At 69.0% G+C, this 25,272-nt stretch carries 16 protein-coding genes; 12 read left to right on the top strand and 4 right to left on the bottom strand.

Features of this window, described 5'->3' with window-relative positions:
• The 9 genes from D7X32_RS16705 (at position 1) to D7X32_RS16665 (ending at position 16,139) form a co-directional block, all read left to right on the top strand.
• Positions 1 to 984, top strand: coding sequence for an ABC transporter permease (locus D7X32_RS16705; RefSeq protein WP_120603544.1), 984 nt, complete (start codon positions 1 to 3; stop codon positions 982 to 984).
• Positions 977 to 2,746 (top strand): dipeptide/oligopeptide/nickel ABC transporter permease/ATP-binding protein, encoded by a 1,770-nt coding sequence (locus D7X32_RS16700; RefSeq protein ID WP_120603543.1) that lies wholly within the window; start codon positions 977 to 979, stop codon positions 2,744 to 2,746. Before D7X32_RS16705 ends, D7X32_RS16700 begins: the two co-directional genes overlap by 8 nt.
• Positions 2,743 to 3,738 (top strand): ABC transporter ATP-binding protein, encoded by a 996-nt coding sequence (locus D7X32_RS16695; protein ID WP_120603542.1) that lies wholly within the window; start codon positions 2,743 to 2,745, stop codon positions 3,736 to 3,738. Before D7X32_RS16700 ends, D7X32_RS16695 begins: the two co-directional genes overlap by 4 nt.
• Positions 3,719 to 5,089, top strand: coding sequence for a GH1 family beta-glucosidase (locus D7X32_RS16690; RefSeq protein ID WP_120603541.1), 1,371 nt, complete (start codon positions 3,719 to 3,721; stop codon positions 5,087 to 5,089). Before D7X32_RS16695 ends, D7X32_RS16690 begins: the two co-directional genes overlap by 20 nt.
• Positions 5,086 to 8,400 (top strand): glycoside hydrolase family 2 TIM barrel-domain containing protein, encoded by a 3,315-nt coding sequence (locus D7X32_RS16685; protein WP_120603540.1) that lies wholly within the window; start codon positions 5,086 to 5,088, stop codon positions 8,398 to 8,400. Before D7X32_RS16690 ends, D7X32_RS16685 begins: the two co-directional genes overlap by 4 nt.
• 13 nt (positions 8,401 to 8,413) lie before the next feature.
• The gene (locus D7X32_RS16680; RefSeq protein ID WP_171447719.1) at positions 8,414 to 8,968 is read left to right on the top strand and encodes a hypothetical protein; all 555 of its coding nucleotides are present in this window, start codon (positions 8,414 to 8,416) and stop codon (positions 8,966 to 8,968) included.
• Positions 8,965 to 9,636 carry a putative glycoside hydrolase gene (locus D7X32_RS16675; protein ID WP_120603538.1) on the top strand — a complete coding sequence of 224 codons (672 nt, stop codon included), beginning with the start codon at positions 8,965 to 8,967 and terminating at the stop codon, positions 9,634 to 9,636. The genes D7X32_RS16680 and D7X32_RS16675 overlap by 4 nt, the downstream gene beginning before the upstream one ends.
• A 316-nt stretch (positions 9,637 to 9,952) precedes the next feature.
• On the top strand, positions 9,953 to 14,359 hold the full coding sequence (locus D7X32_RS16670; protein ID WP_244239041.1) for a discoidin domain-containing protein: 4,407 nt from the start codon (positions 9,953 to 9,955) through the stop codon (positions 14,357 to 14,359).
• 100 nt (positions 14,360 to 14,459) lie between these two features.
• Positions 14,460 to 16,139 (top strand): M1 family metallopeptidase, encoded by a 1,680-nt coding sequence (locus D7X32_RS16665; protein ID WP_120603536.1) that lies wholly within the window; start codon positions 14,460 to 14,462, stop codon positions 16,137 to 16,139.
• A gap of 78 nt (positions 16,140 to 16,217) precedes the next feature.
• On the opposite strand, the gene D7X32_RS16660 is transcribed toward D7X32_RS16665, so the two are convergent.
• Together D7X32_RS16660 and D7X32_RS16655 are read right to left on the bottom strand one after the other, a co-directional pair.
• Complete coding sequence (locus D7X32_RS16660; protein WP_120603535.1) at positions 16,218 to 16,886, bottom strand: SRPBCC family protein; 669 nt, start codon at positions 16,884 to 16,886, stop codon at positions 16,218 to 16,220.
• Positions 16,887 to 17,094: 208 nt separating this feature from the next.
• Positions 17,095 to 18,462, bottom strand: coding sequence for an amidohydrolase family protein (locus D7X32_RS16655; RefSeq protein WP_120603534.1), 1,368 nt, complete (start codon positions 18,460 to 18,462; stop codon positions 17,095 to 17,097).
• 131 nt (positions 18,463 to 18,593) lie between these two features.
• On the opposite strand from D7X32_RS16655, the gene D7X32_RS16650 reads away from it, so the two are divergent.
• From D7X32_RS16650 to D7X32_RS16640, 3 genes are all read left to right on the top strand, one after another.
• Positions 18,594 to 19,556 carry a WD40 repeat domain-containing protein gene (locus D7X32_RS16650; RefSeq protein ID WP_120603533.1) on the top strand — a complete coding sequence of 321 codons (963 nt, stop codon included), beginning with the start codon at positions 18,594 to 18,596 and terminating at the stop codon, positions 19,554 to 19,556.
• Positions 19,557 to 19,593: 37 nt separating this feature from the next.
• Positions 19,594 to 21,567, top strand: a complete 1,974-nt coding sequence (locus D7X32_RS16645; RefSeq protein ID WP_120603532.1) for a PQQ-dependent sugar dehydrogenase — start codon at positions 19,594 to 19,596, stop codon at positions 21,565 to 21,567.
• Between the two features lie 123 nt (positions 21,568 to 21,690).
• Positions 21,691 to 22,338, top strand: a complete 648-nt coding sequence (locus D7X32_RS16640) for a cysteine hydrolase family protein (RefSeq protein ID WP_171447725.1) — start codon at positions 21,691 to 21,693, stop codon at positions 22,336 to 22,338.
• Between the two features lie 30 nt (positions 22,339 to 22,368).
• On the opposite strand, the gene D7X32_RS16635 is transcribed toward D7X32_RS16640, so the two are convergent.
• On the bottom strand, positions 22,369 to 22,959 hold the full coding sequence (locus D7X32_RS16635) for a polymer-forming cytoskeletal protein (protein WP_306414631.1): 591 nt from the start codon (positions 22,957 to 22,959) through the stop codon (positions 22,369 to 22,371).
• A gap of 48 nt (positions 22,960 to 23,007) precedes the next feature.
• Positions 23,008 to 25,065, bottom strand: a complete 2,058-nt coding sequence (locus tag D7X32_RS16630) for a monovalent cation:proton antiporter family protein (protein WP_120603531.1) — start codon at positions 25,063 to 25,065, stop codon at positions 23,008 to 23,010.
• Positions 25,066 to 25,272: the final 207 nt, after the last annotated feature.

Raw genomic sequence — 25,272 nt, 5'->3', positions numbered from 1 at the left:
ATGGGCCGCTACATCCTCCGGCGAATGGGCTTCTACCTCATCGCCGCGTGGGCCTCGCTCACGCTCAACTTCATCATCCCGCGCCTCGCTCCCGGCGACCCGGCCGCGGCCATGTTCGCGCGCTTCGAGGGCAAGGTCGCGCCGGAGGCCATGGGTGCGCTGAAGGCCGCCTTCGGCTTCACGGACGCGCCGCTCTACGCCCAGTACTTCACCTACCTGAAGCACCTGGTGCAGGGCGACCTGGGCATGTCCTACGCGTACTTCCCCGCGCGCGTGACGGAAGTGATTGGCACCGGCCTGATGTGGACGGTGGCCCTGGCCGGCGTGGCCGTCATCATCAGCTTCGTGGTGGGGTCGTTCCTGGGCGTGCTCGCCGCGTGGAACCGGGGCGGGTGGCTGGACTCGGGGCTGGCCCCGGCGCTCGCGTTCCTGGGGGCCTTCCCCTACTTCTGGCTGGCCATGCTGGCGCTGTACCTCTTCGGCTTCGTGCTGGGGTGGTTCCCGCTGCGCCACGCGTACGGGCACGACATGGAGCCGGGGCTGTCGTTCGCGTTCGCCGCGGACGTGGCGCGCCACGCGGTGCTGCCCGCGTCCTCCATCGTGGTGGCCACGCTGGGCGGGTGGATGCTGGGCATGCGCAACACGATGGTGGCCACGCTGGGCACGGACTCCATCCGGCTGGCGCACGCGCGGGGCCTGCCGCCCCGGCAGGTGATGCTGCGCTACGCGGCTCGCAACGCGCTCCTGCCCAACGTCACCAGCTTCGGCATGGCGGTGGGCTTCGTGCTGTCCGGTTCGCTGCTCACGGAGATCGTCTTCTCCTATCCGGGCACGGGCTACCTGCTCATCCTCGCCGTGCGCAACCAGGACTACCCGCTGATGCAGGGGCTGTTCCTGGTCATCACCCTGGCGGTGCTCGCGGCGAACTTCGCCGTGGACCTCATCTGCCTCTGGTTGGACCCGAGGACCCGCGCCCATGCGTGACTTCCTGCGAAGGCTCTCCCGCCACCGGAAGGCGGCGGTGGGCGGCAGCCTGCTCGTGTTCTTCCTCCTGCTGGCGGTGGTGGGGCCCTTCTTCGTGATGGACCCCACGGACCTCGTGGGCCGGCCGCACCAGCCGCCCAGCGCGGCGCACTGGTTCGGCACCACCGGCCAGGGCCAGGACGTGCTCGCGCAGACGGTGGTGGGCGCTCGAGAGACGCTGGCGGTGGGATTTGCCGTGGGCGCGCTCGTCACGCTGGTGGGCGCGCTGGTGGGCGTCACCGCGGGCTACCTGGGCCGCCGCGTGGACGACGTGTTGTCGCTCACCACGAACGTGTTCCTGGTGATTCCCGGCATGCCGCTGGCCATCGTGCTGGGCGCGTACCTGCCGTCCGGCCCGCTGCGCATGGTGGCGGTGCTGACGGTGGCCGGCTGGGCGTGGAACGCGCGCGTGTTCCGCGCGGAGTCGCTGGCGTTGCGCGGGCGCGACTTCGTGTCCGCGGCGGTGGTGACGGGGGAGAGCCACTCGCGCATCGTGTCGCGGGAGCTGCTCCCCAACATGGCGTCGCTCCTGGGCTCGTCGTTCATCGGGAACACGCTCTACGCGGTGGGCGCGCAGGTGGGCCTGGAGTTCCTGGGCCTGGGCGACGTGAGCGCGGTGACGTGGGGCACCAACCTCTACTGGGCCGGCAACGACGCGGCGCTGCTCACGCGCTCCTGGTGGATCTTCGTCCCCACGGGCATGTGCATCGCGCTGGTGGGCTTCGCGCTCACGCTGGTGAGCTCCGCCATCGACGAGATGACCAACCCCGCGCTGCGCGTGCACAAGGCCGCGCCGCTGCCCGCCACCCCCGCCCCCCGCTCGCACCTGGAGCGGCCGGTGCCGGGCGTGCTCCTGCGCGTGGAGGACCTGTGCATCGACTACGCGACGGAGAAGGGCCCCTCCCGCGTGGTGGACTCGGTGTCGTTCGACGTGGCGCCCGGCGAGGTGTTCGGCCTGGCGGGTGAGTCCGGCAGCGGCAAGTCCACCATCGGCTCCGCGCTCTTGGGCCTGTTGCCTGCCTCCGCGCGCGTCACGCAGGGGCGCATCCTCTTCAACGGCATGGACGTCACCGCGCTGGAGGGCCCGGCCCTGCGCGCGTTCCGCTGGCGCCAGGTGTCCATGGTGTTCCAGAGCGCCATGAGCGCGCTCAACCCGGTGCTCACGCTGGGCGAGCAGTTCCACGACACGCTCGCGGCGCACGGCCGCGTGTCGCGCGGCACGTCCTATGCCCGCGCGCGGGAGCTGCTGGGCATGGTGGGTCTGTCGCCGGACCTGGTGACGGCGTGGCCGCACCAGCTCTCCGGGGGCATGCGGCAGCGCGTGGGCATCGCACTGGCGCTCGCACTGGAGCCCCGGCTGATCATCATGGACGAGCCCACCACGGCGCTGGACGTCGTGGTGCAGAAGGAGCTGCTCCAGCGCATGGTGGAGCTCAAGCAGCGGCTGGGCTTCGCCATGCTGTTCATCACGCACGACCTGCCGCTCCTGCTCGCGCTGTCGGACCGAGTGGGCGTGCTCCAGGGCGGCAAGCTGGTGGAGGTGGACACGTCCACCAACCTGCGCACCGGGGCCCGCCACCCGTACACGCAGCTCTTGTTGTCCTCGTTCCCGCACCTGTCCGCGAAGGACGCGGCGCCCGCGGCCCAGCCGGTGCAGACGCCGGAGCTGTCCGTGTCCCGGCCGTCCACGCGCGTCGCGGCCATCCCCGGAGGTCACCGATGAGCGCCCCCCTCCTGGAGGCGGAAGGGCTCACCCGCAGCTACCTGGCGGGCGGCTTCTTCTCCCGCGAGCGCAAGCCCATCCTCAAGGGCGTGTCCTTCTCCCTCCAGCCGGGGGAGATCGTCGCGCTGGTGGGCGAGTCCGGCAGCGGCAAGAGCACGCTGGCGCGGCTCCTGGCCCGGCTGGACATGCCGGACGCGGGCCAGCTGCGGCTCGCCGGTCGCGACGTGCTGGCGGATGGCAGCGCCCAGGCGTCGCTCGACTACCGCGGCCGCGTGCAGATGGTGTTCCAGGATCCGTTCGCGTCCCTCAACCCCGTGCACACGGTGGCGTACCACTTGGAGCGGCCGCTCGTGCGCCACGGCCGCGTGCCGAAGTCCGGCCTGCGCACGAAGGTGTTGTCGCTCCTGGAGTCCGTGGGTCTGACGCCCGCGGAGGCCTTCGCGAAGCGCTACCCGCATGAGCTGTCCGGCGGCCAGCGTCAGCGCGTGGCGGTGGCGCGCGCGCTGGCGGTGGAGCCGCAGGTCATCATCGCGGACGAGCCCACCTCCATGCTGGACGTGTCCACGCGCAAGGGCGTGCTGCAATTGCTTCGCGGCCTGACGCAGGAGCGCGGCATCGGCATCCTGTTCATCACCCACGACCTGGCGAGCGCGCGCCACCTGGCCGACCGCATCCTCGTGCTCTACGCGGGCACGGTGGTGGAGGCGGGCAGGGCGGATGAGGTGCTGCGCCAGCCGCGCCACCCGTACACGAAGCTGCTCCTGTCCGCGGTGCCGGATGGGGCCGACTTCCTCCAGGCCGCGCTGCCGGTGCGCCCCACCACGGTGGCGCCGCCGCTCGTGGGTTGTCCCTTCGCCCCGCGCTGCCCGGTGTCCGAGCCGCGCTGCTCCACCCTTACCCCTCCCGACGTCCTCCCGGCCGCGAATCACCTCGTCCGCTGCCACCTTGAAGTTCCGAAAGGAGTTACCGCCGATGCGTCAGTTTCCTCCTGACTTCCTCTGGGGCGTGGCCACCTCCGCGTATCAGATCGAAGGCGCCACCCGCGTGGACGGCCGTGGCGAGTCCATCTGGGACCGCTTCGCCGCCACCCCGGGGAAGATCCAAGACAAGTCCGACGGCTCGGTGGCCTGTGAGCACTACCGCCGCTGGCCGGAGGACATCGAACTGATGCGCTGGATGGGGCTGAAGTCCTACCGCTTCTCCATCGCGTGGCCGCGCATCCTCCCGGAGGGCCGCGGCCGGGTGAACGCCGCGGGCGTGGACTTCTACTCGCGCCTGGTGGACTCGCTCCTGGGCGCGGGCATCGAGCCCTTCGTCACGCTCTACCACTGGGACCTGCCGCAGGTGCTGGAGGACCAGGGCGGCTGGCCGGCGCGCGCCACCGGTGACGCCTTCGTGGAGTACGCGGATGTCATCAGCCGCGCGCTGGGTGACCGCGTGAAGCGGTGGATCACCCACAACGAGCCCTGGTGCATCAGCTACCTGGGCTACGGCAATGGCGAGCACGCGCCGGGCCACAAGGATTGGTCCAAGATGCTGGCCGCGGCGCACACGCTGATGCTGTCGCACGGCAAGTCGGTGCAGGCGATCCGCGCCAACGTGCAGCGCGCGGAGGTGGGCATCACCCTCAACCTCACGCCGGGCGAGCCCGCGTCGCCCAGCCCGGAGGACGCGGACGCGACCCGCGACTTCGACGGCGGCTTCAACCGCTGGTTCCTGGAGCCGCTCTACGGCCGGGGCTACCCGCAGGACGTGATTGAGGACCACGTGAAGGCGGGCCGCATCCCGTCCTCGCACCTGGACTTCATCCAGGCCGGCGACCTGAAGACCATCGCCGAGCCCACCGACTTCCTGGGCGTGAACTTCTATTCGCGCGCCGTCCTGCGCAGCAACCGCATCCCCGAGGAGCAGAATGCGCCGCGCACGGTGTTCGTGCGCCCGGACAAGACGGACATGGACTGGGAGGTGGCCCCGTCCTCCCTCACGCGCCTGCTGGTGCACCTGGAGAAGGAATACAAGCCGGGCCCCATCTACATCACGGAGAACGGCTGCGCGTACTCCACGGCGCCTGGCGCGGACGGCCGTGTGCATGACGTGCAGCGCGTGGAGTACCTGCGCTCGCACCTGGAAGCGTGCAGTGACGCCATCACGCAGGGCGTGAAGCTGGCGGGTTACTTCGCGTGGTCGCTGCTGGACAACTTCGAGTGGGCCTACGGGTACACCAAGCGCTTCGGCCTGGTGTGGGTGGACTACGCCACCCAGCAGCGCATCCCGAAGGACAGCGCCCATCTCTATCGCGACGTCGTGGCCCAGAACGGCCTGGACGTGGAGCAGGCCGCTTGAAAAGGCTCTTCCTGACGACGTGTCTGGCGTTGTGCGGCACCCAGGCCCTGGCCCAGGTGTCCGGTGCGGGCGCTCCGGTCCAGTCGCCCCCCACCGCCCAGCCGCCCTCCGCGGGCCCCGTGGACGCCGCCGCGCCCGTGCCGGGTGCCGCGACGCCCGAGCAACAGGCTCCGGCCACGCCCGTGGCGCCCTCGGCACCGGTGGATGCTCCGGTGCGCCAGGCCGTTGTGCCTTCGGACGCGAAGCGCACGACGGTGACGCGGGTGATCCACGACGAGCGCGGCTTCAAGCTCCAGGTGGACGGGAAGGACTTCCCCATCCACGGCGTGAACTGGGGCTACACGCCCATCGGTGAGAACTACCGGTACTCGCTCTGGACGCAGCCGGAGGACTTCATCAAGCAGGTGCTGGCCAAAGAGATGGGGATGCTCCGCGACGCGGGCTTCAACGCCATCCGCCAGTTCGACGACATCCCGCCCGTCTGGGTCGAGTACATCTACCGGAACTACGGCATCTTCACGATGCTCAACCCGCTGATGGGACGCTATGGCCACCCGGTGAACGGGGTCATGGTCGTCAACATCGACTATTCGAACCCGGAGCACCGCAAGGCCATCCTCGGCGCGCTGGCCGACAAGGTGGAGCTCTACCGGGACGTGCCCGGCGTCCTGATGTGGCTGCTGGGCAACGAGAACAACTACGGCCTGCACTGGACGTCGTTCGAAATCGAAGCCCTGCCGGGCCACGAGGACGCCGCTCGCGCGGAGTCGCTCTATTCGCTGTACGGCGAAGCCGCCCGCACGGTGAAGAAGCGCGACACGAGCCACCCCGTGTCCATCGCCAACGGCGACCTCCAGTACATCGACCTCATCGCCAAGCACTGCCAGGACCTGGACGTGCTGGGCACGAACGTCTACCGCGGCCCCACCGCGCGCGACCTGTTCGCGGAGGTGAAGGCCAAGCTCAACAAGCCGGTGTTCTTCTCCGAGTTCGGCGCGGACGCCTACGACGCCCGCGCGGGCCGCGAGGACCACGTGGCGCAGGCGGAGTACCTGCGCACGCAGTGGGAGCAGATCTACCTGGAGGGCTACGGCCAGGGGATGTCCGGCACCGCCATTGGCGGCTTCGTGTTCCAGTGGGTGGACGGCTGGTGGAAGCATGGCCAGGAAGCCAACCTGTCCATCCACGACACCACCGCGACGTGGCCCAACGGCGGCTACGCGGCCGACTTCGTCCCCGGTCAGAACAACATGAACGAGGAGTGGTTCGGCATCGCGGCCCTGGGCCCGCCGGACGCCAATGGCATCAGCGGCATCCAGCCGCGCACCGCGTACTACGTCCTCCAGGCCGCGTTCCGGTTGGATCCCTACGCGCCGACCACCAATCCGGACGTCATCCGCGACTTCTTCGCCAACATCCGTCCGTCCGCGCTCACCAGCGGCTACACGTCGTCGGTGGCGCTGGCGCGCACGGAGGAGTTGAGCGCGGTGCGGGTGTCCAACCTGCGGCTGCTCCTGGACAGCTCACTGTCGCGCGGCAGCATCGCGACGGTGCGGCCCAACCAGAGCGCCGCGGACCACACCGAGTCCATCTTCTTCGACCTGGCGTTGCAGCCGGCGAGCGGCGTGTACGGCCGCGCGTCGTTCAACGTCGTGGGCAACGTGGCGCAGAACCGGCTCAACAACCTGTTCTACGAGAACCGCGGCACGCCCGTCACGCCCACCACGGGCGACGTGCCGGTGGGCCCGGGCGCCCCGGCGCGCGAGCAGTCCGCCTTGGAGCGCTTCGCCCTGTACCAGGCGGAGTTCAAGTTCGACCGCTCCGACTTCGCGCTGGAAGGCTACTACCGCACCGGCCACTACCACTGGGGCGAGGAGGGTGACTTCTTCAACCTCTACCGCGAGGCCAACTACGGGCCGAACCTGGACATCTACCACGGCAACGCGCCCTTCGGCGTGGTGTTCAGCGGCAAGAAGGCCATCGACGGCTTGAAGATCGCCATCGGTCCGGAGCTGTACTGGGGCGCCAACCCCTCCGTGGTGGCGAAGTACCGCAACAACGTGGGCCCGGTGAACATCACGCTGGTGCACCAGGAAGACCTGGCGCAGGGCTCGTCGTCCTCCACGGCCTCCGTGGTGCGCGAGCGCATCGCGCGCAGGACGGCGCTCAACTTCCAGTACGCCACCGGCAAGCTGGTGCTGGACGTGGGCGGCCTGCTCTCCGCGCCCCAGCGCATTGGCGAGACGTTCACCTATACGCGCAGCGCCCCGGACGGCGCCCCCAGCTACCTCAACAGCGGCTACGACGTGCTCCAGGACAAGGTGCAGTTCCTGGACACGCTGGGCGCCAAGGCGCGGCTCACCTACGACATGGGGCCGGTGCGCTGGCTCGTGCAGTCCTCCATCCGCGGGCTCGTCGCGGACAGCGGACCGGAGCAGGGCAACATCATCACCGGCTGGAGCCTGCGCGAGAGCGGCCGCGGCAACCACTACGCGGGCCAGCTGGGCGCGGCGCTCCAGTTCGGCGTCCTCCAGGTGTCGCCGAACCTCCTGTACCAGCGGCCGCTGGTCGGGCCGAACCCCACCATCCCGGACGCGTTCGATCCGGACTCCGGCATGTACTACGCGGGCGTGCGGCCCCGCAGCGTGCTGTCGGACGCGTTCAGCGTGCTGGACAACCGCGAGACGCTGGGCGGCGAGCTGCTCATCACCTTCGACCCGACGCCGGGCACCTGGTTCTGGTCGTGGGACCGCGACATGCGCGAGGACGCGCCGTTCGCCGCGGGCCTGGACATCGTCTACCGGCACCAGCCCACGTCGCGCGACGCGGGCATCGCCATCCTCGCGGACGGCAGCACCATCGCCTTCGGCAGCGCGCCGGTGGCCCGCGATGAGTGGGAGACGTCCCTGCGCCTGGTGGGCAACCCCACCCAGCGGCTGCGCCTGTACGGCACGGCCTTCGTGGGCAGCAACCAGTCCTCCGGTGAAGACAACCGGCAGATCCACCGCTTCGGTCTGGACGGCTCGGCGCTCTACGACACGCTGCTGTTCGCGGCGCAGCTGCGCTTCAACGACTGGGGTCCGTACGACTACCACCGCGTCTTCAACCTCACCTACCCGGTGCAGTTGGGCGGGGACCTGTCCTACGGGTTGAAGAAGCCGGTGCTGGGCGCGGTGTCCACGCGCTTCGGCCTTCGCGGGCTGGTGCGCATGCTGAATGAGTACTCGGAAGGCCTCAACGACCGGGGCATCACCGAGGGCCTGAAGGGTCGCGAGTACGAGGTGGGCGCGTATGCCATCCTTTCTCTCTGAGGGAACACGCAACATGAGGACTGGTTTCCTGCTGGCCGCCGTGGCCGCGCTGTCCGGCTGCTACGACGACCCGACCATCATCTACGGCAAGCCGCTGGACGGGATGACCTTCACGGTCACCGACCCGGCCATGGGCATCTACCCGAACACCTCCGTGCTGGACGATCCGAACAACCCCTTCGCGATGTCAGGGGTGGGCACGGAGACGAAGTGGCAGATCCAGTCCGGCGCGGACCCGGTGGCGGCCTACTACTCGTGGGCCACGGTGCTCGCGAACGGGCCGTACGGCGAAGCGCAGTACTACGTGGCCCTCAACCTGGCCGCCGTCTACCAGCGGGGCCTGGCGGATCAGGCCAGCCTGCCGCAGACGCGGGAGATGGCGGTGAAGGCCTACCAGTCCGTGCTCGACAACTTCCCGGACGCGGTGACGTACGACGCGTCCGGCACCATCGCCTATGAGCTGGTGACGCCCGCGTACAAGGGCGTGGTGGAGCTGGGCGGGACCGTGGCGGGCGGCTGGGTGATGGTGAAGACCTCCAGTGGTGCGGACCGGGCGGTGAAGCCATGAAGAAGCCTGTGTGGGGTTTGTTGCTGCTGCTCGCCGCCTGCCGCCCGGATCCGGGCCCGGCGGACTACACCGGCCAGGAGCTGCCGGACAACCTGGACCCCGACGGCGGGACGGAGCCGGACCCGCAGCTCCTGCCGGGGCCGTTCCCCTACGAGGCCGGCCAGCGCCGCCTGATGGTGGGCATCTTCTACGAGGCGGGCCGCTCCGAGGAGATCGTGCTCGATAACGTCGACTCGAACTTCTACCTCTACGAGAACACCGTCTACGTGGAGTCCGACCCGGACCACGTGGAGGGCAAGTCCGCGGACCGCATCGTGCAGAACGGCAAGCCGTGGATGGGCTTCGGCGTGCACTGGAAGCAGACGCACAACTTCGATGCCTGGAAGACGCTCCACGTCAGCATGAAGTCGTCCGACGCCGCCTTCGCCAACGTGAAGATCGGCATGACCAGCGGCACGAGCACCAACGAAAAGGGCAATCCGCTCGCCGTCACGAAGTACGGCTGGGCGAACGATGGCGAGTGGCACCACCTGGCCATCCCCGTCGCGGACTACGTCGCCGCGGGCCTGAAGCTCAACGATGTCTCTTCACCGTTCACCTTCGCGGCCGAGGGTGGAACGACCGGTCAGTCACTCCTGCTCGACAACCTGTACTTCACCGCGAACTAGGCAGGAACGCAGTGCCAGGGAGGGTGGGCCGGCTGTCGCCGTGTGACAGCCGGAACGCCCGAGCCTTGTCCTGAAGCCCCGTCACGCCCCCGCGTGCGGTGTCTTCAGGACCGGGAGGCAGTCCCCCAGCAGGGAAGTCCCTTGCGTCCGCCGCGCGTCCTGGCGGTGCGTGCGAACGCAGGTGCCTCGGTGTTCCTACTCAAGGAGTCGTCCCCCAATGTCTGAATCCTTGCCACAATTGTCAAGCAGGGGCGTAAGCCCATGTCTGCGTGAAGCACCGCGTGTCTGGTTATTACAGGCCTTCGCCGCGGTGCTCATGGTGGTGTCCCTCCTGGGCGCTTCCGAGGCCCGGGCGCAGACGAACGTCGCGCTGAACAAGACCACCTATACCTCGTCCGCCGAAGTTCCATTCCTGGGCCAGTACGCGGTGGATGGCGATGGTGGCACCCGCTGGGCCAGCGCCTTCACGGCGAATGAATGGATCACCGTGGACCTGGGCCAGACGCGCACGATTTCGCGCGTGGTGCTCACCTGGGAGCCGGCGTACGCCACGGCCTACAAGATCCAGGTCTCCACCAACAACACGACCTTCACCGACGCGCTGACGGTGACCAACGGCGACGGCGCGGTGGACGACCTGTCCCTGCCGGCCGGCACCACGGGCCGCTACGTCCGCATGCAGGGCGTCACGCGCGCGCTGCCCGCGTATGGCTACTCCCTGTGGGAGTTCGCCGTCTATGAGACGGGCGGCACGCCGCCTCCCTCCAACACGGACCTGGCGAAGAACAAGCCGGCCACCGCGTCCAGCGTGGAGGCGGACTACGTGGGCCTGCGGGCGGACCTGGCGTTCGATGGCGACATCAACACGCGCTGGGCCTCCGTGCAGGGCGTGGATCCGCAGTGGATCCGCGTGGACCTGGGGTCCTCCCAGGTGGTGGGCAAGGTGGTGCTGGAGTGGGAAGGGGCGTACGCGAAGACGTACACCATCGACGGCTCCAACAACGACACCACGTGGACCACGCTCAACACGGTGACCAACGGCGCCGTGGGCCGCCGCGAGATTCCCGTCTCCGGCACGTACCGCTACATCCGCATGCACGGCACGGAGCGCGGCACGGTGGCCTACGGTTACTCGCTGTGGTCCTTCGAGGTCTACCAGAACGGTGGCACCACGCCGCCGCCCACGCAGACCACGAACCAGACCATCAAGCTGAACTTCCCGGAGCTGGCGTACGCGAAGATCAACGTGTCGCCCGCGCCGCTGTCGGTGACGCCGGTGCCGGAGGAGGGCAACACCACGCCGTCCGTGCGCAACCCGCCCGGGCCGTTCACCTACCAGCTCACGTTCCCGCCCAACACGACGGTGACGCTGTCGAAGAACCAGTTCTCCCCCACGGCGCCCAACACGGACATCCGCCTGGCGGTGGTGGACTACAACGGCGTGCAGCAGCGCGCCCAGTCCGTCACGGCGCTGGCGGTGCAGGGCGCTGACTGGAACGTGGAGATCTATTCCACCGGTGGTGGCAACCCGCAGGATCCGCGCGACCCCACCATCATCCCGGACCCGTACGTGGCGCCCGCGCCGCTGCCGGTGGCCGGAGCGTTCCGGCTGTCCGCGCCGGCCAACAACGCGATGATCACCGCGACCCGCCGTCCCACGCTGTCGTGGGCCACCGTGACGGGCGCGACGAACTACAAGCTCTACGTCAACCTCAGCCGCAACGACTACGACTGGATGGCGGCGGGCAACCTGCTGGATCGCTACACGCAGGTGGCGTCGCAGACGGGCACGTCCTTCACCTTCACGGAGGACCTGCCGGACCGCTGGACGTACAAGTGGTACGTCGTGGCCACGCTGTCGGGTGGCACCACGTCGCGCTCGGACATCGGCAACTTCAGCGTGTACCTGCCGGTGGTGGAGACGCAGGCGGACGGCGTGAACATCGTCAACGGTTCGCGCGACCTGAACAAGAACGGGACGATTGAGCCGTACGAGGACTGGCACAACCCCATCTCCGTGCGCGTGAACGACCTCTTGGGCCGCATGACGCTGCACGAGAAGGCGCTCCAGATGTTCTACGACGCCAAGATCTATCCGGAGGCCGGCTTCCAGATGGGGCCCCTGTCGCCCACGGACATCCCCATGTTCCAGAAGGCGTCCGCGGCCACGCGGCTGGGCATCCCGCACATCGACGCGGGTGACTCCATCCACGGCTACAAGACGAGCTGGCCCACGCAGCCGGCGCTGGCCGCCACGCGCGACCTGGACACCATCTATGAGATGGGTGACATCCAGCGCCGCGAACAGCTGGCCATTGGCAGCCGCGGCACGCTGTCGCCGCTGGCGGAGGTGAACACCAAGGTCCTCTATCCGCGCATCCAGGAAGGCAACGGCGAGGACGCGGACCTGGCGGCGGGCATCACCCGCGCGCTCGTCGCGGGCCTCCAGGGCGGTCCGGAAGTCAACCCGTCCTCCATCTGGGTGACGACGAAGCACTGGCCGGGCCAGGGCGCCGGCGGTGAGGCGGGCATCACCTACGACGGCACCACCATCCACTACCACATGCGTCCGTGGCACGCGGCCATCGAGGCGGGCACCAGCGGCATCATGCCGGGCTACGCGGGCAGCTGGCTGCTGGGGCCGGAGGGCTACGGCGCGGGTGACAACCCGGGCATCCTCAACTACCTGCGCAACCAGCTGAAGTACGACGGCGTCATCTGCTCGGACTGGCTGCCGTCGGGTTCGTGGGTGCGGTCCGCCACGGCGGGCTCGGACGTGATGGGCGGCGCGACGCCGTCCGCGATGGCCAACTTCGAGAGCGAGGTTCCGCTCGCGCGTATCAACGACTCCGTGCGCCGCATCCTGGACCTGAAGTTCCGCCTGGGCATCTTCGAGGACCCGTACAAGCAGGGCCCGGCGGGCACGTCCCAGTGGCACACCGCGGACAGCAAGGCGGCGGTGCGCCGCGCCTCCCAGGAGGCCATGACGCTGCTCAAGAATGACGGCGCGCTGCCCATCCGCCTGCCGGCGGGCGGCAAGCTGGTCATCGCGGGCCCCCGCGCGGACGACATGTCCTGCATGGTGACCTGGCGTTCGGACTTCCACGGCTACGAGTTCGGCGACCCGACCATCTACGCGGCGGTGAAGGCGCGCGCGGAGGCCGCGGGGCTCACGGTCTACAAGGACAACGCCCCCGCGGGCGTGACGCCGGACGCGGCCATCGTGGTGGTGGGCGAGAGCTACTTCACGCATGGCACGGAGTGGGACAAGGAGAAGCCGTACCTGCCGGGTGACCCGATTGGTCCGGCCCACGACGCGAAGTGGGGCGATCAGTTCGGCGTCATCAACAGCTTCAAGTCGCGGGGCATCCCCACGACGGTGGTGTTGATCAGCCCCCGGCCCTACGTGCTGACGAACGTGGTCCCCATCTCCAGCGCGCTGATGCTGGCGTACCGCCCCGGCGACATGGGCGGCTACGCGGTGGCGGACGTGCTGTTCGGTGACGTGCTGCCGCGCGGCAAGACGCCGTGGCAGCTGCCTCGCTCCATGAGCCAGATCGGTACGGACGTGGAGAACAACCAGCTGGAGAAGTGGGACCTGCCGTACGACCTGGGCGCGACGGACGCGGAGCGCACGGCCATCCGCCAGAAGATCGCGGCGGGCCAGCCTGTGCCGCCCACGTACGGCAACCCGCTGTACCAGTACGGCTCCGGCATCCAGGGCTTCGGCCTGACGGATGCGACGCCGCCCGCGGCGTTCACCCTGCAGACGCCGGCGAACAACCTGGTGATCACCGGCACGCGTCCGGCGTTCACCTGGACCGCGAGCAGCGATGCGCAGACGGGCATCCAGCGCTACGAGGTGTATCTGGACGGTGGCGCGATGCCGGTCGCCATCACCAAGACGCCGTCGGCGCCGCTGGACGGGCTGAAGCTGGCGAACGGGGTGCACACCTGGTTCGTGAAGGCGTTCAACTGGGCGAACGGCGTCACGCAGTCCGCGACGTTCACCTTCACGCTGAACGACACGACGCCGCCGGCGGCCTTCGCGGCGTTGTCGCCGTCCGCCGGGCAGGCGGTGCCGGGCACGTCCACGCGCTTCATCTGGGAGCAGACGACGGACGTGGGCGCGGGCGTGGCGGAGTACGTCCTCATCGTGGACGGCACGGACCGCAGCCCCTCCATCCTGCGCAGCACGCCAGTGGCGGCGGGCACGAACCTGGCGCGGGGCAAGAACGCCTACGCCTCGTCCGTGGAGTTCGGCAGCGCGAACGACGCGGTGGACGGCAGCCTGACGACGCGGTGGTCCAGCGTGGGCACCGCGACGACGGGCGACACCGATTCCATCACGGTGGACCTGGGGGCCATCTACTCCCTCAAGCGCATCGTGCTGAACTGGGAGGCCGCATACGGCCGCCGCTACGTGCTGGAGGCGTCGCTGGACGGCTCCACCAACTGGGTGGCGCTGAAGACGGTGGACACCGGCGACGGCGGCATCGACGACTGGACCGTGGCTGGCGTGGGCCGCTACGTGCGCATGCGCGGCGTGCAGCGCGCGACGGCGTACGGCTACTCGCTGTGGGAGTTCGAGGTGTACGGCGTGGGCACGGAGCAGACGGCGCTGAACGGTCTGTCCACGGGCTCGCACACGTGGCGCGTCCGCGCGGTGGACGGCGCGAACAACACCACGCTGTCGTCGGGACCCATCACCTTCACGAAGTAGGCGTGAAGGCTTGAGGTGAGGGGAGGGCGGCCGGAGCGTTGGCCGCCCCTCTTTCTTTGGCGGGGCGACCCAAGAGGGCGTCTGGGGCCGTATCCGGGCCGTGCTCTCATCTCTGCTCAGACGCTTCGCGCCGCTGTGGTTCGTCCTGGGCATGACGGGCTGCGAGTCCGGGGAGCCGCCCCTGGGACCGCCGGAATCGCCGGACGCGGGTGGGCCCCTGTTGGCGTACACGGTGGACCGCTATGACTTCGCTTTCGACCTGACGACGCGGGAGGCGGCGTCACGGTTGTGGTTGGGCGTGGAAGCGGGCGCGCGGGGATGCCTGTTCCTTCCGGCTCGTGAGGAGGTGACGGACGTGCGGTGGGGCGGGGCTCCTCCCGGAGGACTGCGCGTGGCGGACGGGCGCGTGGAGGTCTGTGGCACGACGCCGCCGGACGGGCCGTTGTGGGTGGACAGCCGGTTGGTCATCCCGGAGGCCACGACCCCGTACACGCAGGTGGGGTTGTCGCGCCGGCCGGATGCGCAGGGCCGTCCCTTCACGTATCTGCTGGGCTGGGTGGAGTCCTGCGACCTCTTCGGCCCCTGTGACCCTGCGCCCGGAAGGCTGGCGCACTTCACCTTCGACATCACGCACGCGCCGGGCGAGGTGGTGCTGTGCCCGGGGAGCCTGTCGCGACGGGATGACACGCACACGCGTTGTGAGCTGCTGGGCACGCGAGCCCCCACGTACTCGGCCTTCATGGTCGCGTCGCATCCGGCGTGGACGCGCACGCGGCTGGTGGATTCGGACGTGGGGCGCGTGGAGCTGTATGCGCCACAGGGGGGCCTGCTGGGCCCGGCGATCGACGCGGCCGCGGTGGCGGACTTCCTGGCGTGGATGACGGCCCGCTTCGGGCCACTGCCCTATGGCCCCGAGCTGCGTGTCGCCAGCGGGCCCACGGAGTGGCTGGGAATGGAGCATCCCGCCAACATCATCCTGCGCGACAACCTGCCATTGCTTCCCAGGTCCTACGCCAACATGACGTTGCACACGTTGATGCACGAGATCGTGCATCAGTGGGCCGGCGACCGGACGACCCTGGCGAGCGCGGGGGACTTCCCGTGGAAGGAAGCGGTGGCGGAGTACCTCACGTATGTCTTTGAAGACGAGCACCGGAGCGAAGAGGCCACCTGGACGCTGGCGTACTGGGACCGGCTGGCGCGGACGGCTTCCTATTACCTGCGTCCTCGAGACAGCCCCGCGCCGCCCTTTCTCACCTTCGTCAATGACATCTACGGCACGGGTCCGATGATCCTCCTCGTGCAACTGGAGTCCCTGCTGGGACGGGCCCAGGTGCTCGCGGGGCTCCAGGCGTTCCTGGCGGAGCCGGGCGTCCGGAGTATCGAGGACCTGCGCACGGCGCTTGAAGCCGCCTCGGGAAGGGACCTCCAGCGCTACTTCGATACCTGGGTGGACGGGGAAGGGGAGCCGGACTGGCCTTACTTCCAGGTCGAGTGGAGCCAGTCGGATGCGCTGACGCTGACCGTGACGCAGCGGACGCAGACCGGGAAGGCGTATCCCTGCGAGGTGGAGCTGGAGCTTCAGGGCGAGGCGCCGGAACAGCGGCGGCGGGTCACGGTCTCATACGGCCTGGAGCCGGAGTCCGCGACGGTGGGGCTCATGGTGGAGGGGTTGCCGTGGAAGGTACAGCAGGTCGCGGTGGATCCCCGCAGCCGGTTGGTCAATCGCAGAAGCCCCGGACTGGTGCGGGAGCCCGCGCCTCAAGCCTGGCGGTTGTGATCGCGGCACCGCGAACAAGAAGGCCCCTCGAACCAGGAAGGCGCGAGGGGCCGGGAGCCGCGAGGTGGCGGTCGTGAACTACGGGGTGGGGGAGGCGACGGCGGGAGCAGCGGCGGCAGCAGCAGCGGCGGCAGCAGCAGCGGCGGCGGCAGCGGCTTCCTCGGCGGCCTTGGCCTCGGCGACCTTGCGGGCGGCTTCGGCCTCCGCGCGCTTCGTGGCTTCGGCCTGGGCGGCGGTCTTCATGCTCGCGAGGCCCTTCTCGAAGTCCTTGCCGATCATCTGGTCCATGTCCATGACGAGGCACATCGCCTTGCTCATGAAGTTGTGGTTACCGGCCATGGTCCAGTTGACGGTGGTGCCGTCCGCGGCGGGCATGAACGTGAAGGTGGTGATGCTGGTGTCGGCGAAGGGCTTGATGAACTCCAGCTTGATGCGGACGGACGCGTTGGCGGTGGCCTCCTCGATGGTCATGCGTCCCTCACCCACGTCGTTGTTGCCCGTCCACCCATAGGTGGCGCCAACGCCCGACTCCGCGCCGCCAAAGGTCCGCTTCATGTTCGGGTCGAGGCTGTCCCAAGGGGACCACTGGTTCCACTGGTGGAAGTCATTGACCAGGCCGAACGCGATGTCGGGCGTGCCCGCCACGGTGGTGGTGCGCGTGACGGTGTAGGTATCGGGGCGGGTGGTGATGAAGCCGGCGAGCAGCACGAGCGCGGCGACGACGCCAATGGCAATCTTCTTGAACATGGTGTTCCTAGGAAAGGGATCCCGGGTCGGGCAGGCCGCGTCTTAGGTCGCCGGTTCGGTCCGGCTCAAGCCCCCCTGCGCGTGGCCCACCTTGACGCAGCGTGCGAAGCGGGTCCGTACGGCCCTCCATTGTACCAACGGTCTAGAGTGGGCCCCCGAGGCACCTCCTCGAGGGCGCTCCAGGAGCCCACCCAGGCCGAAGTCCCCTCTATCGTGTCGATTCCTCCACCCGCTTCTTCTGGGCCGGGGCGTCCAGGACCACCTGTCCGTCCTTCATCACGAACCGCACCTGCTCCAGCGCGTGGATGTCCTTCAGCGGGTCGCCCTCCACCGCGAGCAGGTCCGCGAGCTTGTTCGGCTCGAGCGAGCCAATCCGGTCCTGCATTCGCAGCAGCTCCGCCGCGTTCATTGTCGCTGCGCGCAGGATGTCCACGGGCTTGAGGCCCGCAGCGGCATAGGCGACGAACCCCTTCACGCTGGCCTGCCCTCGCGTCAGCCCTGGCATCACGATGTACATGTCCGAGCCGGCGGCAACCCGAATGCCAGCGGCCGCCGCGCGGCGGAGGCGGTCATTGGCCCGGGTGATGTTCCTCCTGCAGCGCTCCTTCATCTGGCGCTGGCGTTCCGCGTTGCCCGCCTTGGCATCGAAGGAGTCGCATACCTCCACCCAGCTATCGGTGGGCACCAGGAAGATGCGCTTGCGGACCATGGGCGCCACCACGTCATCGGGGAGGGAGTAGCCGTGCTCGATGGAGTCGACGCCTGCCTGGACCGCGGCGCGAATGCTCTCGTCGAGTGTGGTGTGCGCCGCCACCGGCCGCTTCTTCCGGTGGGCCTCCTCGACAATGACCTTCAGCTCCTCCAGCGAGAGGAGGTTGTGTCCATTGTCGACGATGACCTTGATGCAATCCGCACCGTCGTAAATGGCCTGCCGCACGGCGCGCCGGGCCTCCTCCACGCCGGAGATGGTGACGTACTCCTGTTCGATGAGGGCCTGAGCCGGAGGTTGAAGCGTGGTGAACTGCCCGCCGTGAGGTGCGAGTGCGCGGGTGCAGGCGGAGATGCGCGGGCCCTGCACCCATCCGCGTTGGATGGCGTTGCGCAGCGCCACGTCCCCGTTGAGCCCGGAGTTGCCAACGTCGCGCACCGTCGTGACACCCGCCTCGAGCATCTCACGGCCCAGCTTCGCTCCCAGGAGCGCGCGCTCGGCGGTGCTGCTCTGGCCGATGGTGGTGAGCATGCTGTCGCCTCCGAGCTCCGGGTCGACATCCAGCAGCAGGTGCGAGTGAGCGTCAATGAGCCCGGGAAGCAGGGTGACGTCGCCCAGGTCCAAGACCCGCGTCCCCGGGGGGATGGCGAGGCCCGTGCCCACGGCCTGGATGCTCGAGCCTTCGATGAGCACGACCGCATCCGGCAGGACCTTGTCACTCTTCCCATCGAAGAGCCTCGCGGCACGCAGGGCGATGCGTGCGGGCTTCTCCGCGGAGGGCTCCAGGCCCCATGACGGAAGGGGAAGGCTCCACAAGAGGAGCGTGCCAATGAGAGTCGTCAACAGCCGTCGGGAACGGTAGGGCAAGGCGTGGCTCCTGGATGCGCCGTGCTCAGCCCCTGCACGCGCCGTCCTGCTTCATGAAGGCAAGCGCCAAAGGAGACGACAAGTGGTATCAGTCCCAGATCGCCGCTGAACCCGCTTGGAGCCGCGCCTTGATGCTGACGCCTGACACCGCCCGGCACGTGTCCCTGCTGCGGACGCTGGGGCAGGCGGAGCTGTCGCCGTACTCGCGGTGGCAGTGGCTGGGGTGGGATGCGTCGTCGCGCTACCTGTTGTCGGTCCAGAAGCAGGGCGGGATGCCCTTGCGCTGGTGGGACCTGCAGGCGGAAGGATCGGAACCGCTGGCCGCGCACGCGGTCACCGGCTGCGTGGCCGCGTGGTTCCTGCCGGATTCCCAGCGCCTGCTGTCCGTGACGGTGCGCGGCACCCTCCAGACCTGGTCCGTCGCTGACGGCCAGTTGCTGTCCTCCGTGGAGACGGGCGGCTCCGTCTCCCATGCAGCTCTATCCGCGGACGGGACGCGCCTGCTCCTCATGGCGAGCGTGGGCCGGGTGATGCTCTGGGACCTGGAGCGGCGCTGGCTCGTCTGGAGGAAGGAAGACCCCTGGCAGTTCCACGGCTGCGCGCTTTCACCCGATGGCGCGTTCGCCGCCGCGGGGGCGGCCGAGGAACAGCAGGACTCCGACACACGCGCCGCCCTGCGCCTCTGGGACGCGCGGACCGGCAGGCGCATCTCGACCCGGACCCTCGACGCACGCCGGACCTGGTCCGTGGCGTTCACGCCGTCAGGCGCGCACCTGGTCGCCGCGAACTCCGCCGGAGAACTGTTGTTCCTGACCCTGCCCACCCTGGACACCGCACGAGTCCTGAAGGCCCCCGCAACGGTCGCCCTTCATCTGGAGTTCAACCGGGACGGCTCCCTGCTGGCGGTCAGCCCCGACACGAGCGCGTTCATGGTCGTCGACGTCCACGAGGGCTATCAGCTCTTCGCCTATTCCGATCTGGATGATCAGCAGGGCAGCACCGCGAACTTCTCTCCCGACGGACGCTTCGTGTGCTGGGGCATGGATGACGGCAAGGTGGGCATCTGGGGCGTGAAGCCCGGACCCTGGAAGTAATGACAGTCCGATAGGAATTGGCGCTAGATTGCCAGTCATGCGCCCAATGGCCCCCTGGCTTGCCCTCGCCTTGCTGACAACCCTTCCTGCCCACGCGGGTGAGTCTGCTCCTGACCTCGAGGCCACGGAGTGGCTTTATTCCTCGCAAATCGAGGCTGGCACCCGGATGGCGTGGGTGCCGGACGGCTCTGGCCGCCTGTTCATCTCGACGATGTCTGGAAAAGTCCTGGTTGTGGTGAACGGGGCGGTGCAACCCACCCCATTCATTTCCGAGTCGTTCAACCAAGCCTACCAGGAAGGCCTGTTGGGCATGGCCCTCGATCCCGGCTTCGCGAACAACCATTACGTCTACTTCTTCGCGGCGATGCCGGGCTACAGGTTGCAGATCTTCCGGTATACCGACGTTGGTGGCGTGGGCGTGGACCGCACCATCCTCGTGGATGGGATCCAGGCGGGGAGGCTCGACTACGACGGAGGTGGGCTCACCTTCGGTCCTGATGGCATGCTGTACTTCGGGGTGGGGAGCCTCAACGCCGAGCGTTCCGCGGACGACTTGACGGGGCCGCAAGGCAAGATCCACCGCGTGCGTCCGGATGGCTCCGTGCCCACCGACAACCCCTTCCACGATGGGGCGGGGCCGAACGTGGACAGCGCCTGGTCGCGGGGCTTCTGCAATCTCTACGGACTGGTCTTCCAGCCTGGAACCGGGCGCCTGTGGGCCAATGCCTCAAGCCCTCCGGGCCTTCAAATCTTCAGCGTCAGTCCGGGCGATCATGCAGGCTGGGGTCAGTACTACAACAACCAGCCAGCGGGATATCTCTCACCGGTGTATGCGTATCTGCCAGGTGTCTTTGACGAGTATTGGTTTACGCCGACAGGGGCGGTTCGGCAGAACGGCGTCGCGACCTTCACGATGATGGACGACTACCTGGAGTCCTATTCCTACCGAAAGGGGACACGGCTCACGATCACCGACGTGGAGGACCCCAGCTTCAACGGGGACTTCTACGTCACGGGACATCCGTCCTCGACGTCGTTCACCGTGGATCAACCGGAACCCGATGCGGTGAGTGGCGGCGGCCAGCTCACGCGACGGCCGCAGGGGGAGTTCTCCATGGGAGGCATGTTCTACGAGGGGCCCCGTTTCCCGGCGAGCTACCTGGGCAACTACCTCTTCACCGACTTCCGCGGGATGCTTCATCGAATCAGGTTCGCGGCGGATGGCTCCGTGGCCACGGAGGACCTCATCGTGAACCATGAGGCGGGGGGGGGCTTCGTCGACGTGACGGAGGGGCCGGACGGTGCGTTGTATATCCTGAGCCATTACGGTTACATCCTGCGGGTCGTCCCGGTGCCGGTCGAGCAGGCCGTGGTCGTGTCTCCCCTTGAGCTGTCCATCCCCGAGGGAGAGACGAAGACGGTCCTGGTCTCCCTGGCCATGCCGCCCACCGTGGACGTCTGGGTCAAGGTGGAGGCGCACGGCGGCAATGGAGACCTGACCGTGGTGGAGGGCGCCTCGCTTCGCTTCACGACCGACAACTGGAGCGTTCCCCAGTTCGTGACGCTGGGCGCGGCGCAGGACGCGGATGCGGAGATCGAGCACGCTTCCTTCACGTTCACTCCGACGCAGGCCTTCCCGGCGGCGACGGTCCAGGCCCACACGGAGGAGGACGAGGTGCCGGAGGAACCCGGCAGTGACGGAGGCATGGCTGGGGACGCCGGGAGCGAGGTGGATGCCGGAACCGCCGAGGATGCAGGGGCCCCGGTGGACGCGGGGATGGCCGAGGATGCGGGAACGCTCGACGACGCGGGAACCCTGGTGGACGCAGGGGACGACTCGGACGCGGGCACCGGACTGGACGCGGGCACCGTGCACGACGGCAGCACGATGCCGGATCCCATGGAGAATGAATCCGGCGGGTGCAGTGCTGGCGCCACCGCGCTCCCAGGCGTCCTGGGCTGGTGGCTGCTCGCGGGGCTCCTCTGGAAGCCCCGCCGCGCCCGGAAATGACACGTCCCGGCCAGGCTCGCCCCTGCCTGGGCGATGGTGGCTGGCGTCCAGCGAACATCCCCGCGCGCCGCCTTCCGCCTCCCGCCGCGGGGATGCTTAGCGTTCACCCAAGGGGAGGTGGACGTGGCGAAGCCGCGCCAGGCAGTCCGGAAGCAGACGCGCGCACCGCATGCGCGGCGGCATGACACCGCGCTGCTCATCATCGACGTCATCAACGACCTGGAGTTCCCCGGCGGGGAGAACGTCCTGCCCTGGGCGCTGCGCATGGTGGAGCGCCTGGGCCCCTTCGCCCAGAGGATGCGCAAGGCGGGCGTCCCGGTCATCTACGTCAACGACAACTTCGACCTGTGGCGCAGCAGCTTCACGGACGTCTACAAACACTGCACCCGGAAGAACAGCCGGGGCCAGCGGGTCGCCCGCGCGCTCAGGCCCCAGCCGGACGACTACTTCATCCTCAAGCCCAAGCACTCGGCCTTCTTCGCCACGTCGCTGGTGCCGCTGCTGGAGCACCTGGGCACGAAGAAGCTGCTGCTCGCGGGCATCGCCACCAACCTGTGCGTCTTCTTCAGCGCCCACGACGCGCACATGCACGAGTACAAGATCACCGTGCTCAGCGACTGCTGCTGCGCGGAGAGCGACAAGGACCACGACCTGGCCCTGGATCAGCTCCAGCGCTTCCTCCGGGTGCGCGTCCTCCGGGGAGACGAGCTGCACCCGCCGCCCCGTTCGCGCCGTCGGGCCACGCGCAGGCCCCCGCCAGAATGGAAGTGACGGGAGCCGCGTGACGCGACGACGGACGCCTCAGACGTCCTTGTCGTCGCCGTCCTCATCGTCATCGTCGTCATCGAGGATGTGGCACTTCCCGGCATCCTCGTCGAGCGCCTTGCCGATGAACTCCTTCACCAGGTCATCGCCGTTGAACACCAGGGAGAAGTCGACCCGCTCGCCGCCCACGTCCTCCTTCTTGTCCAGGCGGAGCTTGCCGCCCAGCGCCGTCGCGTTCCCGTCGACGTGGGCGCCCGCGGGCACCCGCACCTCACCGCCGATGGACACCACGTCGCCCTTCACCCGCGCGCCGGGCTCCAGGATGACGCGGCCACGGACGGCGGCCACGTCGTTGTCCACCACCGCGCCCTTCTTCACGATGACGTCGCCATCCACCGCGACCGCGTCGTGGATCTTCTCCCCGGGCTCGATGACCAGGTTCGTGCCCTGGACCGCCTTGCTCCCGTCCTTGACGTTGACGCAGATGGTCTTGGCGGGCGCTTTCGACGGCGTCTTCGCGGGTTCCGCCGCCAGGGCAGGCACGGCCACTGAGCAGGCGAGGAGCAGCGTGGGCAGGAAGGGGCGGCGCATGGCGGAGACCTCCGGGACGCGGAAGGGGAGCGGCATGCCCTTCCTACGGCCGGCCGCATCCCCCATTGCATCCGGTGCCCCGCTTCAGCCGAGCACGCCCTTCGCGGCGTCAATGGCCTCGTGCGTCCCCGCGAGCGCCAGGATGTCGCCCGCGCGCAGCACCTCCTGCGCGGTGGGCACCAGCACACCCGCTTCGCCCCGGCGGATGGCCAGCACCGTGGCCCCCGTCATGCCGCGCAGGTTGAGCTCCGCCAGCGTGCGGCCCACCGCCGCGCTGGACTCGCCGAGCGCCACCGACTCCGGCTCGCCAATGCCGGGCAGCAATTGACGCACGCCGTGCAGCACGTCCTTGGCCGGCTCGTCCTCTTCCCCCTTCGCGTGGGACTGCGCCGCGAGTGCCTCCACGATGACCTGCGCACCCGCGCGCATGTGCCCCTGTAGGTGCGTGGCGCTCTTCCAGAACGCGAAGCCCATCACCGCCAGGGACACCAGCAGCAGCACCGCGCCCGGCACGCCGGGGAGGAACGGCTGGGTGATGGCCACCACCGGCACGCTCACCATGAAGACGCTGGCCAGCTGGAGCGCCACCACCAGCATCCGGCGCGGCGCCGCCGCCAGGTCCACCTTGCCGTTCGCGGCCGCCGGGAGCGCGCCCTCCGCCAGGACGACGCCCAGCCTGCGCCCCATCCGGACGATGCCCACGCAGAAGGGCAGGGCCAGCGCCACGGCCAGGCCAATGACGACCGTGGGCGTCAGCGCCTCACCCCAGCCCATGCGCTCCTCGATGAACACCGTCACGCGGGGCAGCAGCACGGACGTGCCGATGACGATGATGGTGACGAACGCCGCGTCCAGCAGCATCAGCAGCGCCATGCGCCGCACGCGCGCGCCCACCGTCTTCTGGCGCGGCGACGTGCGCAGGTTCTCCACCCAGCTGCCGTACAGCGACGCGAACGTCTGCAACGGCGCCGGCAGCTTGCGGTCCACCCAGTTGGCGATGGGGCCGGACGCGCGGATGAGCCACGGCGTCGTCAGCGTGGTGATGGCGGACACGGCCACCGCCACCGGGTAGAGGAACGCGCCCGTGGCCTTCAGGGTCAGGCCCAGGCCCGCGATGATGAAGGAGAACTCACCAATCTGGGACAGGCTCAGGCCCGCCTGCACGGACGTGCGCGTGCCGTTGCCGGTGAAGAACGCGCCCAGCGACACGCTGAGGATCTTCCCCACGATGACCACGCCGGTGAGCACCGCGATGGCCGCCCAGTGCTCGCGGATGAGCGCCGGGTCGATCAGCATGCCCACCGACACGAAGAACACCGCGCCGAACAGGTCGCGCACCGGCTGCACCAGGTGTTCAATCTCCTTGCCTTCGCCAGACTCCGCCACCAGCGAGCCCGCGAGGAACGCGCCCAGCGCCACCGAGTAGCCGAACGACTGCGCCAGCAGCGCGATGGCGAAGCAGATGCCCACGCTGCTGACGAGCGTCGTCTCCGGCCGCTGGAGCTTCGTGATGGAGCGCATCACCCGGGGCACGACGAACAGGCCAATGGCGACGAGCCCCACGAGGAACGCGGCCAGCTTGCCCACGGTGATCGCCAGGTCCCCGGCGGACAGGCCGGAGCCCGTGGACACCGCGGTGAGCATGGCCATCAGCAGGATGGCGATGAGGTCCTCCACGATGAGGATGCCCACCACGATGCTGCGCAGCGCGCCCCGGATGTTCTGCTCGTCGAACGCCTTGGCGATGATGGTGGTGCTGGAGATGGCGATGCAGCAGCCGGTGAACAGGCTCTCCAGCATCGTCCAGCCGAAGGCGCGGCCGGTGATGAAGCCCAGCCACACCATCACGCTGCACTGGATGACGGCGGTGAGCCCCGCCGTGGGCCCCACCTGGAAGAGCCGGCGCAGGCTGAACTCCAGCCCCAGGGAGAACATCAGCAGGATGACGCCCAGCTCCGACAGCGTGTGCACGATGCCCGCGTCCGCCACCAGCGGGATGGGCACGTGCGGCCCGATGATGAAGCCCGCGAGGATGTAGCCCAGCACCACTGGCTGGCGCAGGCGTTGGAAGAGGACCGTGGTGACCGCCGCGACACAGAGGACGGTGGCGAGGGCTTGGAGGAACGCGTGGGCGTCGTGCATGGGGGGCGCCTCTGGAGGTGATGGGGTCGCGATGCCCGGCCCCGCCCGCACCGCGCGGGGCCGGATCCACAGGAAGTTAGGGCGGGCTCAGCCGCATCGCTCGATGGCGACGGCTCCGCCGATGATGAGCAGGCACACCAGGCCGCTCCACAACAGGCGCGCGCCCTGCCACTGGTCGTGGGTGGCGCCGCCCTGGGGGGGCTGCGG

Origin of the sequence: Corallococcus carmarthensis (genome assembly GCF_003611695.1) — a bacterium.
GTDB classification, from domain to species: Bacteria; Myxococcota; Myxococcia; order Myxococcales; family Myxococcaceae; genus Corallococcus; species Corallococcus carmarthensis.
Note: the sequence above shows the minus strand (reverse complement) of the source record. Positions and strands in the feature narration are given on the sequence as shown.

What these genes read in the sequence shown, in the direction of transcription:
- D7X32_RS16705 (WP_120603544.1), top strand. Translation starts at nt 1, where the DNA reads ATGGGCCGCTACATCCTCCGGCGAATGGGCTTCTACCTCATCGCCGCG.
- D7X32_RS16700 (WP_120603543.1), top strand. Translation starts at nt 977, where the DNA reads ATGCGTGACTTCCTGCGAAGGCTCTCCCGCCACCGGAAGGCGGCGGTG.
- D7X32_RS16695 (WP_120603542.1), top strand. Translation starts at nt 2,743, where the DNA reads ATGAGCGCCCCCCTCCTGGAGGCGGAAGGGCTCACCCGCAGCTACCTG.
- D7X32_RS16690 (WP_120603541.1), top strand. Translation starts at nt 3,719, where the DNA reads ATGCGTCAGTTTCCTCCTGACTTCCTCTGGGGCGTGGCCACCTCCGCG.
- D7X32_RS16680 (WP_171447719.1), top strand. Translation starts at nt 8,414, where the DNA reads ATGAGGACTGGTTTCCTGCTGGCCGCCGTGGCCGCGCTGTCCGGCTGC.
- D7X32_RS16675 (WP_120603538.1), top strand. Translation starts at nt 8,965, where the DNA reads ATGAAGAAGCCTGTGTGGGGTTTGTTGCTGCTGCTCGCCGCCTGCCGC.
- D7X32_RS16670 (WP_244239041.1), top strand. Translation starts at nt 9,953, where the DNA reads ATGGTGGTGTCCCTCCTGGGCGCTTCCGAGGCCCGGGCGCAGACGAAC.
- D7X32_RS16660 (WP_120603535.1), bottom strand. Translation starts at nt 16,886, where the DNA reads ATGTTCAAGAAGATTGCCATTGGCGTCGTCGCCGCGCTCGTGCTGCTC.
- D7X32_RS16650 (WP_120603533.1), top strand. Translation starts at nt 18,594, where the DNA reads ATGCTGACGCCTGACACCGCCCGGCACGTGTCCCTGCTGCGGACGCTG.
- D7X32_RS16645 (WP_120603532.1), top strand. Translation starts at nt 19,594, where the DNA reads ATGCGCCCAATGGCCCCCTGGCTTGCCCTCGCCTTGCTGACAACCCTT.
- D7X32_RS16635 (WP_306414631.1), bottom strand. Translation starts at nt 22,959, where the DNA reads ATGCCGCTCCCCTTCCGCGTCCCGGAGGTCTCCGCCATGCGCCGCCCC.
- D7X32_RS16630 (WP_120603531.1), bottom strand. Translation starts at nt 25,065, where the DNA reads ATGCACGACGCCCACGCGTTCCTCCAAGCCCTCGCCACCGTCCTCTGT.